This is a genomic window from Sediminihaliea albiluteola, assembly GCF_014077625.1.
In the GTDB taxonomy this organism is placed as follows: domain Bacteria; phylum Pseudomonadota; class Gammaproteobacteria; order Pseudomonadales; family Halieaceae; genus Sediminihaliea; species Sediminihaliea albiluteola.
Genome location: NZ_JACFXU010000014.1, coordinates 86,737 through 98,607 on the forward strand (window position 1 = coordinate 86,737; position 11,871 = coordinate 98,607).

Annotated in this window: 11 protein-coding genes; all 11 read right to left on the reverse strand. The window is 53.8% G+C overall.

From position 1 onward, the window contains the following. Positions 1-7 precede the first annotated feature (7 nt). A complete protein-coding gene (gspH, locus tag H2508_RS07280; protein ID WP_182171169.1) occupies positions 8-610 on the reverse strand; it encodes a type II secretion system minor pseudopilin GspH in 603 nt (200 codons plus the stop codon). Positions 611-614: 4 nt separating this feature from the next. After that, complete coding sequence (gene gspG / locus H2508_RS07285; RefSeq protein WP_182171172.1) at positions 615-1,061, reverse strand: type II secretion system major pseudopilin GspG; 447 nt, start codon at positions 1,059-1,061, stop codon at positions 615-617. 4 nt (positions 1,062-1,065) lie between these two features. After that, complete coding sequence (gspF, locus tag H2508_RS07290; protein WP_182171175.1) at positions 1,066-2,289, reverse strand: type II secretion system inner membrane protein GspF; 1,224 nt, start codon at positions 2,287-2,289, stop codon at positions 1,066-1,068. 138 nt (positions 2,290-2,427) lie between these two features. Then, positions 2,428-3,975 carry a type II secretion system ATPase GspE gene (gene gspE, locus H2508_RS07295; protein WP_182171178.1) on the reverse strand — a complete coding sequence of 516 codons (1,548 nt, stop codon included), beginning with the start codon at positions 3,973-3,975 and terminating at the stop codon, positions 2,428-2,430. Next, the gene (gene gspD / locus H2508_RS07300; RefSeq protein WP_182173328.1) at positions 3,975-5,975 is read right to left on the reverse strand and encodes a type II secretion system secretin GspD; all 2,001 of its coding nucleotides are present in this window, start codon (positions 5,973-5,975) and stop codon (positions 3,975-3,977) included. Before gspD ends, gspE begins: the two co-directional genes overlap by 1 nt. Before the next feature lie 68 nt (positions 5,976-6,043). Next, positions 6,044-7,087, reverse strand: coding sequence for a type II secretion system protein GspC (gene gspC, locus H2508_RS07305; protein WP_182171181.1), 1,044 nt, complete (start codon positions 7,085-7,087; stop codon positions 6,044-6,046). A 197-nt stretch (positions 7,088-7,284) separates the two neighbouring features. After that, on the reverse strand, positions 7,285-8,466 hold the full coding sequence (gene sat, locus H2508_RS07310) for a sulfate adenylyltransferase (protein ID WP_182171185.1): 1,182 nt from the start codon (positions 8,464-8,466) through the stop codon (positions 7,285-7,287). A 55-nt stretch (positions 8,467-8,521) separates the two neighbouring features. Beyond that, a complete protein-coding gene (cysC, locus tag H2508_RS07315; protein ID WP_182171188.1) occupies positions 8,522-9,139 on the reverse strand; it encodes an adenylyl-sulfate kinase in 618 nt (205 codons plus the stop codon). Positions 9,140-9,288: 149 nt separating this feature from the next. Next, positions 9,289-10,461, reverse strand: a complete 1,173-nt coding sequence (locus H2508_RS07320; RefSeq protein WP_182171191.1) for a sulfotransferase family protein — start codon at positions 10,459-10,461, stop codon at positions 9,289-9,291. 11 nt (positions 10,462-10,472) lie between these two features. Next, complete coding sequence (locus H2508_RS07325; RefSeq protein WP_182171194.1) at positions 10,473-11,579, reverse strand: DUF1214 domain-containing protein; 1,107 nt, start codon at positions 11,577-11,579, stop codon at positions 10,473-10,475. Between the two features lie 80 nt (positions 11,580-11,659). After that, positions 11,660-11,836, reverse strand: a complete 177-nt coding sequence (locus H2508_RS07330) for a hypothetical protein (RefSeq protein ID WP_182171197.1) — start codon at positions 11,834-11,836, stop codon at positions 11,660-11,662. Between the last annotated feature and the right edge of the window lie 35 nt (positions 11,837-11,871).

The window sequence follows — 11,871 nt, forward strand, 5'->3', positions numbered from 1 at the left end:
GTTCTGCCTAGCCATCCCTCTGGCCTCGTCGAAATTGCGCGCTAGCGCTTGACTCTGAAGGATCGAGAGCTTCGCCCCTAGGCAGTAGCTCACTGCGCCCTAACAAGTCCCACTTCAGACGCCACAGCACAGCGGCATCACTGCGCTGACGGACAGTCAGTACACCGGGGCTCACCTCACCACTGGCATAAAAGATCACTTGCGGTTTCGCTTGGCCGACATCCTCGCCGAGGTGGAATTCACTATCGAGTTGCCCTTCCAGCGACAACTCGAGATCTACTGTCGGAGGTAAATCTCGCTCAGCGAATACCTCATGGCCACTGCTGGGCTGACGCCAAGCCTCCTCGCGGCGCTCGCGCCAGCTGTAGCGATACACTCGCTCTCCCCTAAGGTTTAGCTGTTGTAACAGCAGGCCGTAATCGCGACCGCTCATCTGCGCCTCGTCGGCGGCAAGAGTATTGATGTCAGCCAGTGATCGCAGCTGCGATTCCAGCTGTAGATCTTGGCCACCAGAACCGACATTAAGCGTCGCCAGCGAAGTGACCAAAACCACCACAAACAGCGCCACCAATAACTCCAGTAAACTGAAACCCCGCTGGCGCAGCAGCATCGCCTTAGTCCTGCGCCTTCCAGTTACCTAGATCTGCGTTTTGACCTTCGCCACCTGACAGGCCATCGGCACCCAGGGAATAGATATCCACCTCACCGTGCTCACCTGGGCTCATATACAGGTAGGGCCGCCCCCAGGGATCATGGGGCACTTCCGCGAGATAACCACCCTGTTTGAAATTGCGTGGCTCAGGAGCCAAGGTGCTTGGCTCTACCAGTGCACTTAAGCCCTGTTCTGTTGTGGGGTAGACGTAATTATCGAGGCGGTAAATCTTCAGCGCGGTCTCGATTGATTTGAAGTCGGCGTAGACTTTTTGTACCCGCGCCTCATCGGCACGATTGAGCACTGTCGGTGCTACCACGCTGATTAAAAGTCCCATAATCACCAGCACCACAAGGATTTCCACTAAGGAAAAACCCCTGTGCGCAGCTTGCAGCCCTGCTGTTTTCATAAAGCTATCTCACCATCGTATTTAAATCGAAAATCGGCAATAGAATGGCCAGCACAATACTCAATACCATCACCCCCATAAACACCACCAACAGTGGCTCCAGCAGACTCATCATCGTGCCCAGCGTCATCTCTAACTCGCGCTCTTGGTTGTTCGCCGAGCGCTGCAGCATCGTTTCCAGTTCGCCACTGGTTTCACCACTAGCGACCATGTGCACCATCATGGGAGGAAAGCGGCCACTTTCGCGCAAGGCACGATTGAGGCTACTACCTTCCTGTACCCGATCTGCCACCACGCCGCTATCCTCACGCAGGACTAAATTAGTCAGTACTTGCCCAGCAATCCTCAGTGCCTCTAAAAGCGGCACGCCACTGGCCATCAAGATACTCAAGGTAGAGGCAAAGCGAGCTGTATCCATGGCCGTAAGAAGCCGAGAAATACCCGGCATACGCAGCAACAGCCTGTGCCAGCCTTTGCGCCGCGCGGGCTTACGTAGAACATGCCGCAGCGCGATAAACAGCGCAATCAACAGCGCGATTAACCACAATACATAATCACGGAAAAAATCCGAGGTACTAATCAGTGCACGGGTTAAGAGCGGTAACTCACGCTTTGAGTGAGAAAAAATGCCAACCAGCTCCGGCACCACAAACACCATTAAGGCCACCACCACGGCCACCGCCACCGCAATTAAGATCAGCGGATAGATCATCGCCATCTTAAGCTTTTGTGCAGTGTATTGACGCTGCTCGTTATAATCTGCCAGCTGCTCTAGGACTGGGCCGAGGAAACCCGCATGCTCACCGGCCTTGACCATGGCTCGATACATGTCGTTAAAGACCAGCGGAAACTCAGCCATAGCATAGGCCAAGGTATGCCCTTCAGATACTCGCGAGCGCAGCTGCAATAGCAGTGCTTTAGTACGCGCTTTGCGGCTTTGCTCGGCGGCAGCTTGCAGACACTCATCCAGCGGCAAACCAGATTGTACTAGGGTGGCTAACTGCCGCGTCACCATGGCCAGTTCTGCCACGCTAATGCGCGGCTTAAACAGCGCCAGCTGCCAGCGCGGCTGATTACCTGCAGTTTGGCGGTTGGCGACAGCTACCTCTACCGGGCGAAGTTTTTGAGCCCGCAGCTGGCTGCGAATCTGACGCTCAGAATCTCCCTCTAAAACGCCTTTAACCAGCTTGCCTGTAGCGTTTAGTGCTTTATAGCGATAGGCGGTCATGGCCTTAAACTCTCCCCATCTGAGGCTCTTGGCCAGGGGCGCTGTAGATTACAATGCTCAGTAGCAATAGTAGAGCTGCGTCCAGCGCTCGCTGTAGATAGCGTAGTTGTTAGCTGTTGTTGTGGCATGGGATAAACACTAATTGACCGTGGTCACCCGCAGCACTTCTTCAAGACTGGTATCACCGGCCAATATTCGGCTGCGACCATCGAACTCAATGCCGGGATAATGCTTGCGAGCCTCGGCTAGCATGCGCTGCTCGCTGGCTCCCTCGTGAATCATTAGGCGCAGGACATCATCGACTTCAATCAGTTCGTAGATCCCGGTGCGGCCGCGATAACCACTGAAATTACAGCGCTCACAGCCCTGCCCGCGGTAGAGCAGCAAATCCTTGGACTCTGCTGCTGACAAGTTCAGCAATTGCAGTTCCGAGGACCCTGGCTGGTAGCTTTCCTTACAATCTGGGCACAGGAGACGCACCAAACGCTGAGCCATAACTGCCAGCAGACTTGAGGACAGTAAGAAGGGCTCAATACCCATGTCTTGCAGGCGCGTCACTGCGCCAATAGCCGTATTGGTATGCAGTGTTGACAGTACTAGGTGGCCGGTGAGTGATGCCTGCACCGCAATCTCGGCGGTCTCTAGGTCGCGAATTTCCCCCACCATCACCACATCGGGGTCCTGCCGCAGAATGGCGCGCAAACCCCGAGCAAAGGTCATATCTACCTTGGTATTCACTTGGGTCTGTCCAACACCTGGCAGCATGTACTCAATGGGGTCTTCAATGGTGAGGATATTGCGCGTGGTCTGATTAATATGGGACAAGCCGGCATAGAGCGTGGTGGTTTTACCTGAGCCCGTTGGCCCAGTAACTAAAATAATACCGTGCGGGCTACGCAGAGACTTTTGGTAGGCACCCAGCACCTGGGGATTCATCGCCAGCTGCTCTAACTGCAATTGCCCCGCCTGCTTATCTAACAGGCGCAGCACCACTCGCTCACCGTGAGCCGATGGAATGGTCGACATCCGAATATCAACCGCGTGGCCGGCCAGTCGCACTGAAATACGTCCATCTTGAGGGACTCGCTTCTCTGCGATGTCCAGCTTAGCCATTACTTTCAAACGCGACACCAGCAGTGGAGCGAGCATACGCTTTGGTGATAGAACCTCTGACAACACGCCATCAATACGGTAGCGCACACTGAGTCGGTCCTCAAAGGTCTCGACGTGAATGTCCGAAGCTTTCTCACGTACGGCTTGGGAAAGTATGGCGTTAATCAAACGAATGATGGGCGCGTCATCTTCAGCGTCCATCAGATCCCCAGCCTCGGGAATTTCATCCGCTAAACGACTGAGATCCACATCGCTGCTGATATCCTCAGCCATCTGCAGCGCCTCGTTGTTACCCCGCTGGTAAGCGAGCGTTAGGCGGCGCTGGAACTCACCAGCACTGACCGTTTTGAGGGTAAAACCACCTGCTAAAAAGCGCTGCAGCTCAATCATTACTTGCAGTGGCGGCTCTGCCTGACAGTAAACTGCCGGCGGCTCGTCTTCCCGATCCAACAACACTCCGTGGAGCTTGGCAAAGCTAAAGGGTAGGCCTTTTCCTGCTTCGCTCTCTGGCACGACAAGGGCCTCTGCGTCACTCTCTAGTACTGCTTCTAGCTCTAGATCGGGCCTCACCATTATTCGCCCTCCACTGTCGCTGCGCTCTGCGCTCGGATCTCCTCCAGTTGTTGAATCTGCTCTTCCCACTGCGGTAGTACCGGCACGTATTCATCGTCGAGGAACATCAGCCCGCGATCTTTTCGGGCCTGCTGCTGCTCGCGGATAAAACGGTATTTATCCGCCGTGGCGCCAGCCAACTCCCGGTCATCACGGATAATGGTCGGACGAATAAAAATCAATAGATTGGTCTTAACCACGGATACTGCATCGGAGCGAAATAGGCGGCCCAAAATCGGTATATCGCCTAGTAGCGGCACTTTTTGCGTACCATCTTGCACATTGTCTTTAATCAAACCACCAAGCACCACCACCCGATTGTTTGTCGCCAACACCTTAGTCTGCAATTTACGCTCGTTGGTAATGAGATCCGATGCCCGCAGGGTCGCCGCAGAATTACTCAAACTGGATACTTCCTGAGAGATATCCAACACCACGGAATCGCCTTCATTAATATGCGGGGTCACTTTCAAGGTGATGCCCACGTTCTCACGCTCAATAGTCTGGAAGGGGTTCTGCGCACCGTTACCACCGCCACCGGTATTAGAATACGAGCCAGTGACAAAAGGCACGCTCTGACCCACAGTAATATAGGCCTCTTGGTTATCCAGGGTCAGCAGGCTCGGCGTGGACAGAATGTTGGCGTTGGATTGCTCCTTCAATGCATTGAGAATCACCGTCATCGACAAGTTGTTGCTGATCGTGCCCCAACCCATGGTCACACCGTCAGTTCCGGCCAGCGCACCCGCCAAAGCACCCACATTAAAATCACCAGTAGTGCTCGAGTTATCAACTTCATTGTTGGGGTTTAGAATAGCTCCGCCGATATTGCTTAAACGGCCATCACCCTTGGTGACATTGCCGCCAAAGGCGCCATCGTCGTTGGCGAACAGCCACTGCAAGCCGAGGTCTTCCGCATCTTTGACCTCCATCTCCACAATGATGGCCTCTACCAAGACCTGGGCACGGCGAATATCGAGGCGCCGAATCACCGCCTCTAAAGCGGCCATCTCATCGTTAGCGGCAGTAATAATCAAGGCGTTAGTGCCCGGATCTGCTTCAATCGTCGAACTGCCAGCAGCCTGCTGAGCGTTTTTACCCTCCGCGTCTAAGCGGCCAATATTTTGCATGACGCGGCTAAGCACTTCGGCAATTTCATCGGCCTTGGCGTACTCCAAATACACCACTTTTACATTGCCGCTCTGCTCTAGCGGCGTATCCAAGTGATTGATCAAACGGCGCAATCTAGCGCTCTCTAACTCATCCGCGCTAATTAGCACACTATTGGTCCGGGCATCGGCTACCAGCAAAACTTCCGAATCAGCACCCCCGTTCTTTTTGGCCTCGGACTCACTCAGCTGATTGAGCATCCGCACAACGTCCTCGGCCACCCCGTATTTCAGCTTAATGATATTTGTTTCCTGCACAGCCGAGCGATCCATGCGCTGGATAATCTCGCTGATGCGATCAATATTTGAAGCAATATCAGAGATAATAATCGCGTTACTAGGGGCATAGGCAGCCATATGTGCCTGCTGTGGTACCAAAGGACGCAACACTGGAATCAACTTCGCCGCGGAAATATTCTCCAACTTCATCACTTGGGTCACGTACTCGTCATTGCCGCCACGAGCCGCAATAGCACGCACCGCTACTGGCGCCGAACGCGCATCCTTGCTCTGAATCACCCGCACCACCCCACCGGAGCGCACCGCGGTATAACCATGAACTTCTAGGATGGACAGAAAAAGATCGTAGAGCTCGCTGCGACTCACCGGCTTGGAGGACACCACCTTCACTTTGCCCTTTACGGCAGGGTCAACCACGATGGTGGTTTCAGTGGCCTCGGCCACAAACTTGATCAGCTCCTGAATATCGGTCTCTTTCAAATTGACCATATATTCTTGAGCCAGCGTTGGGGTGTTCATCCCCAGCGCTGATAACACGATCAGCAAGGCCATGGCCAAGGGCTTAATTCGCAGGTGTTTCACTAGCACAGAGATCCTCTTATTATCCTTGTCTGACTCTATCACTGTTCACCCGCAGCGGCACCAAGATCCACGCTCAATGAGAGTGGCTGGCCCTGACGCTCTAGCTCAAACACCGCCTCACTTGCTTCACGCATGGCGTGGTAAAGCTGCACTGTGTTAGCTGGGTTGTCTAGGGCAATGCCATTGACGCTAGTGACTAGGTCACCAGCCTTAAAACCAAAGCGCTCAAATGCCGCGGCATCGCGGCCCGGGGCAACGCGATAACCACGTAACTTGCCATCTTCGCGCACCGCGCTAATACGCACTAGTGAAGCCAGTGACTGGGGGTCTTGGTAAAGCTGCCTGCGATAAGCCAAAGCTAATTGAGTGGTTTCGGTATCAGCGCGCTGCTCAATCTGCACACTGGGTGGACTTGGGCGGTTAGCCGCCGCTGGCGCTAAGGCTCCGCGGCTAGCATTTAGCTGACGATCAAAATCGTTTTGCTCAAACAGGCTCAGCAGCTCATAGGTGCCACTGTTATCAATCACCACTTGACCTGGCATCACCTTAGCCAGTTTTACGCCACTTGATACCGGTAGCTCATCATCTACAGCATAAACAGCTTGCTGGTTGCGATACTCAATAATAGCGTGGCCCAGGCCACTATCACTGGAAGCCACAATACCCCGTAAGATAAGATCAAGCCGAGTTTCTCGGGCGCCCTCTTCTATCCCCTCGCGCGCCACAGGACTGGCATTTTGAGCAGCCATTAGTGCTGCAGCACTGGCCTCCTCACCTGCCTCACCAAACAATTGCCAGGATTTAAGAGCTTCCATATCCACTGTCTGTGTCAATGCGGGTGCTTGACTGCGAGCGACGGGATTGAGGATATGGCTTGGCAGGGCCACAGACTGAGGCTGTGGCCACAGGGCCCAGAGCAACTGAGCCAAAGCGAATACGGCCCATACTAACAGCACTAGCAACAGCACTTGCCGGATGCGTTTAATACGCTCCGCTTGCGCCAAGCCAAGGATAGCTTGTTGCAAGATCGCCGCGGTGCGCTCGACGATATTTGTTAATTGTTCTAGCCTTTGGGCTGGCAAAGCGCACTCCCCATATTGCACCACCGGGTGCTTTCACCCAGCCAGTCTCTAAGGATTATAGGGTGCCGGCTCTAAAGATAAAACCTTCATGGCTTAGCCCGCTCTAAGCTGGGCAATTAACTTGTGTTTTAAGCGCCCCAAAACGAACAAGGCCCCGTAAAACGGGGCCTTGTAAGCACATTCTGTGAACGCTGAGTTTACAGCGACTGATAGTAATCCATCAGAATCTGTGCCACTTCAGGACGGGAGAACTCAGGCGGTGGCGCAATCCCATTGCCCAACATCTCACGCACCTTGGTGCCAGAGAGCAAAACGAAGTCATCTTTGCTGTGATCGGGCGCATCACGCATCATCACCACGCGATCCAGTTTTTTGCTGTAAGCGGTGTGATCAGCACGGTAAATTTGCAGCTCTAGCGCGTCAGCAGGCACTTCTTCATCGAAGATGGTCTGGGCATCAAAACCACCGTAATAATCGCCAACGCCAGCGTGGTCACGACCGACAATCAAGTGGGTGCAGCCACTGTTCTGACGGAATACTGCGTGCAATACCGCCTCACGTGGACCAGCGTAGAGCATGTCAAAGCCGTAACCGGTGATCATGACCGTGTTAGCCGGGAAGTACACATCCACCATCTTGCGAATCGCAGCGTCGCGCACATCAGCAGGAATATCACCCGGCTTCAGCTTGCCCAACAGCATGTGAATCAGAATACCGTCAGCCTTCAGGTCATTCATCGCCATGCGGCACAGCTCTTCGTGGGCGCGGTGCATGGGGTTGCGAGTTTGGAAAGCAACCACTTTTTCCCAGCCGCGCTCGGCAATTTCATCGCGAATCTGATAAGCGGTGCGGAAAGTGTCGGGGAAATCTGCCTTAAAATAAGAAAAGCCCAATACTTGAATCGACCCAGACAACAAAGTGCGACCCAGCGACTTGAAGGTCGCCACACCGGGGTGCTCAGGATCGAGGGTGCGGAAAATTTTCTCCGCCATAAAGTCCATCTGCTCTTCGCTTACCGACTCAACCGCTTCAACATCCATCACTGCCAGTACTGGATTGCCTTCTACGTTAGGGTCGCGCAAGGCAATGCGGCTGCCCGCTTCAATGCCGCTCTCATTAGTCATATTGACAATAGGCACCGGCCAGAACAAACCATCAACAGTCTGCAGCTTTTCCGCTACGCTGAGGCTGTCGGCCAAATTCATATAGCCAGTCAAGGGGTTAAAGTAACCGGCGCCCAGCATCACAGCATTGGCTGCCGCCGCTGAGTTAAGCAGCAAAGAAGGTAGCTTTTCAGCCTCTGCAGCAAGTGCTGCACGAGCCGCATCATCCGCTACATAAAGAGGCTTCAGTTCATTGGAACCGTGGGGTTTAATCATGACATTCTCCGTTGTTCAATAGGGTTCTGCTTAACAGCAAGGCGACTCAAGCTACTTATGCTGGGATGATGCCGCGCTTGCGCAGCACAGTCAGAATTTCTTCCACTTCTTCATCCAGCGTTTGCCGATCGGAATGCAGGTGTACTTCCGGGTTGGACGGCGCCTCATAGGGGTCATCAATCCCAGTAAAGTTTTTGATCTCGCCGGCGCGGGCTTTCTTGTACAAACCCTTCGGGTCGCGCTCTTCCGCTGCGGCCAGTGAGCAATCGACAAACACTTCGATGAAATCCATACCCGCTGCATCGTGCAGGGCACGGACTTGATCGCGATCGGCGGTATAGGGGCTGATAAAACTGGACAGCGCAATCACACCGGTATCGGCAAACAGTTTTGCCACTTCACCAACACGGCGAATGTTTTCGGTGCGATCTTCGGCAGAAAAGCCTAAGTTTTTGTTAATCCCCAAGCGCACGTTGTCGCCGTCGAGACGGTATGACAAGATGCCCATCTCGTGCAGACGCCCTTCCAGCTCTACTGCAACCGTGCTTTTACCACTGCCAGACAGGCCGGTGAACCACAAGGTAGCACCTTTGTGGCCGAGTAATTTAGCGCGGTGTTCAGCAGTGATATCACCTTCGTGCCAAGTCACGTTTGTCGCTTTCTGTTTTACCATCGTTCAACTCTCACTGTATCGTTAATTGTCAAAAACAAGGCCCGCCTCTGCCGCCTATGCCTAAATACAGGCACAGGCAGAGTCTCAGCAGGCAGCGACGCTAATCGCTGCTGGGCCCTAGAATGGAGGCGCTCGCTAACGGAGGCCCGTTAGCGCTCAATAAAGGCTGCGCGGTATTCCTGAAACTGCTGCTTTAAACCGTCTTCGGTGAAGCCAAACTGCTCCAGCGTATAAGCGTGGGGCGGGCGTAATTCGCGACGGTTAAAATCCTGCCATTTCGCCATCTCGCTGCGGGCTTCATCAGTCAGGTCCATGCCGAGAAATTGATAGACCTTTTCGATTTCTACCAGCGGCTGACTGACAGTGTCTTTAAACCACAGGTCGAGAAAAGCCTCGTCACCGAGTTCTTGGCGAACAGCCATGGTCTTGCGCATGCCATTGGCAAATTTACGAGCCCACTGCTCTCCCACCACCTTGGGATCAGCGGAATCTGAGTAGATGACCCAGACACCTGCAATCAGGCTGGCCAGCGAGGGAATGGTCTCGACAGGATCGCGATGGGATTGTACCACCTTTGCATCAGGAAACACTTTGAAAACCAGATCCATATAATGCAGGTGGTGGGGCGCCTTCAGCGTCCAGCGCTGAGCCTGCTGACCGCTGCGCTTTTTTTGCCACTGCAGAAACTGCAACATCAGCTTCAGATATTCGTAGCCCGGCGTGTGATCCTGCGCTTCAATCCAAGCATCAAAGCTAGGGATATTGACCAAAGCCTGACAGTTGAAGCTGTAGAACGACTGTTCTAGCAGCATGATATCTTCGTCTGGCCCCATGGCATCCATGGGATGAATCGCCAGCAAATCGGGGTTGGCATCCACCATGGCCTGTACTTCCGCCTTGGCTTCGCTGATGCGCCGATCGCCCTCAAGAGTGAAGTCCCAATCCAGGTCCGGACAGGGGAAGCGCACTTCATACCACAGTGGCGCGTACATTCTTCGGTCAGCGGCAATCGTGCGATGTAGCATGGTAGTGCCAGTTCGCGGCAGGCCGACAATCACCAAGGGCGATTCAATCACCTCATCAAGAATTTCTGGGTAACGACTCAGCCAAGCCTGCACTCTCAGGCGAGTCGCTAAAATATCGACCATGCGCTGGTGCATGGCATGTCGACCCATCTCGTTCAGATCAGCCTCGTGCTCCAATGACCACAGCAGGCGGCGCAGTGGCTCCTCATGGGACTGATCACCAAAATCTTCTAGACCATCCACTGCTTTGGCAGCGGCAATAATATCTTCAGGGGCAAAACTCAGTTGATCACTCATTGCTACGACTCTTATTGCTGTAAATCGGAAAGCTTGACGACACGGCAGCGAATCGGCGGCTTATCGCTGGCTTCCACATAGCGCAGCAGCATGGCACCGCAGCGATGACCGGCAGTATCCAGCCAATTGGGGTAGCTGGTGCCCGGGTTTTGGCCACTGATCACAATGCAGACTGTACCATCGTCAGCAAGCACCGCGCTGTGTTTGTTGATGTGTATCCGGTGGTAGCGGTAGTCCAGCGACTCCATCCAGTAATTAGATAGCTGTAAGTTCCAAGTGCGACACTCTTTAGGCGGCGTGAACTCTACGACCAAGGCCTGATCTGCCTCCAGCTCCCAGTAGCTGTTGTGATAATAAATTGCGGGATCACCGCCGGCTCGCAGACAGACTTCCTGGTCATTGGGGGGTAGCTGGTTGATATGCTCCGAAAAACTCTGCATCCACTGGTGAAATAAACCTGCAGTGCCACTGACAAAAGGCACTACTGTCTCGAGTTGCTGGGCAAACTTAGCCGGATCCAGGACCGGGCTATCTTGCGGGTCAAGGCACTCAATACTCAACTTGGCAACCTGTTCTTTTGAGCGGTCGCGAAAGGTTTGACGCACCAGCAAGCTATCAGAGGCCTCGGTCATCGGCAGCCAATTGCCGGGATGCTCTTTAGCCGACACAATCAACTCAAAATAGCCATCACTACCTATATCCAGCTCTTCGAGCTCGACATGGCCAGTGGGCGCCATCTCGCCGCCACCCGCGTAAGAGCCCGCCTTGGTTTCGATACTCAAGTAATCCACGCTGCCGCGATGCCCGCGGATACGGTACTCATGACGGCCGTCAATCGCGCAATTTTGATAAAAGTTATCGGGGTTATCGTTGCCGATTTTCGCAGTTTCGTGCGACAGAGAATAAAACTGAGGGTACTGCGGGTCACTGAACTCAACCTGCTTTTCCAGGCTGAGTCGCAAAAGGCGTGTCAAATAGCGATAACCCTCCGCTTGGCTTAGTGGGTCAGTGGGCACACCAGCTGCCAAAACCTGACTGCCTGCCTGCTTCAGTGCATCGCAGAACTCGTTCCAAAGCTCTCCGCTGAGCAGCTTTTCTTCCGGTGATAATTGCGCCATGAGATCCAGTCCTCCTAATTTAGGACAGGCAGTATCGCAAAGCTCAATGAAACATACATCACCCTAACGGGTGGTTTGACTTACCAGTAAAAATCGATGGCCGACAGTAGCAGCATTATTCCTACCAGAGGGATAATCCAGCGCCGCAAACGGGCCATCTGCTCCGGATTGGCGGGCTTAGCAAAACGCCCGCCAAGCACCACCATCAGCGCCACGCCGGCAAAAACCAACAGCAGTAGCAAGAAAAGATTATTCATTTCTTTGCAGACCAGCAATTAGCACCGCAACCCTC

Coding starts and splice junctions, on each gene's coding strand:
- gspH (WP_182171169.1), bottom strand. CDS start 610: ATGCTGCTGCGCCAGCGGGGTTTCAGTTTACTGGAGTTATTGGTGGCG.
- gspG (WP_182171172.1), bottom strand. CDS start 1,061: ATGAAAACAGCAGGGCTGCAAGCTGCGCACAGGGGTTTTTCCTTAGTG.
- gspF (WP_182171175.1), bottom strand. CDS start 2,289: ATGACCGCCTATCGCTATAAAGCACTAAACGCTACAGGCAAGCTGGTT.
- gspE (WP_182171178.1), bottom strand. CDS start 3,975: ATGGTGAGGCCCGATCTAGAGCTAGAAGCAGTACTAGAGAGTGACGCA.
- gspD (WP_182173328.1), bottom strand. CDS start 5,975: ATGGCCTTGCTGATCGTGTTATCAGCGCTGGGGATGAACACCCCAACG.
- sat (WP_182171185.1), bottom strand. CDS start 8,466: ATGATTAAACCCCACGGTTCCAATGAACTGAAGCCTCTTTATGTAGCG.
- cysC (WP_182171188.1), bottom strand. CDS start 9,139: ATGGTAAAACAGAAAGCGACAAACGTGACTTGGCACGAAGGTGATATC.
- H2508_RS07320 (WP_182171191.1), bottom strand. CDS start 10,461: ATGAGTGATCAACTGAGTTTTGCCCCTGAAGATATTATTGCCGCTGCC.
- H2508_RS07325 (WP_182171194.1), bottom strand. CDS start 11,579: ATGGCGCAATTATCACCGGAAGAAAAGCTGCTCAGCGGAGAGCTTTGG.
- H2508_RS07330 (WP_182171197.1), bottom strand. CDS start 11,836: ATGAATAATCTTTTCTTGCTACTGCTGTTGGTTTTTGCCGGCGTGGCG.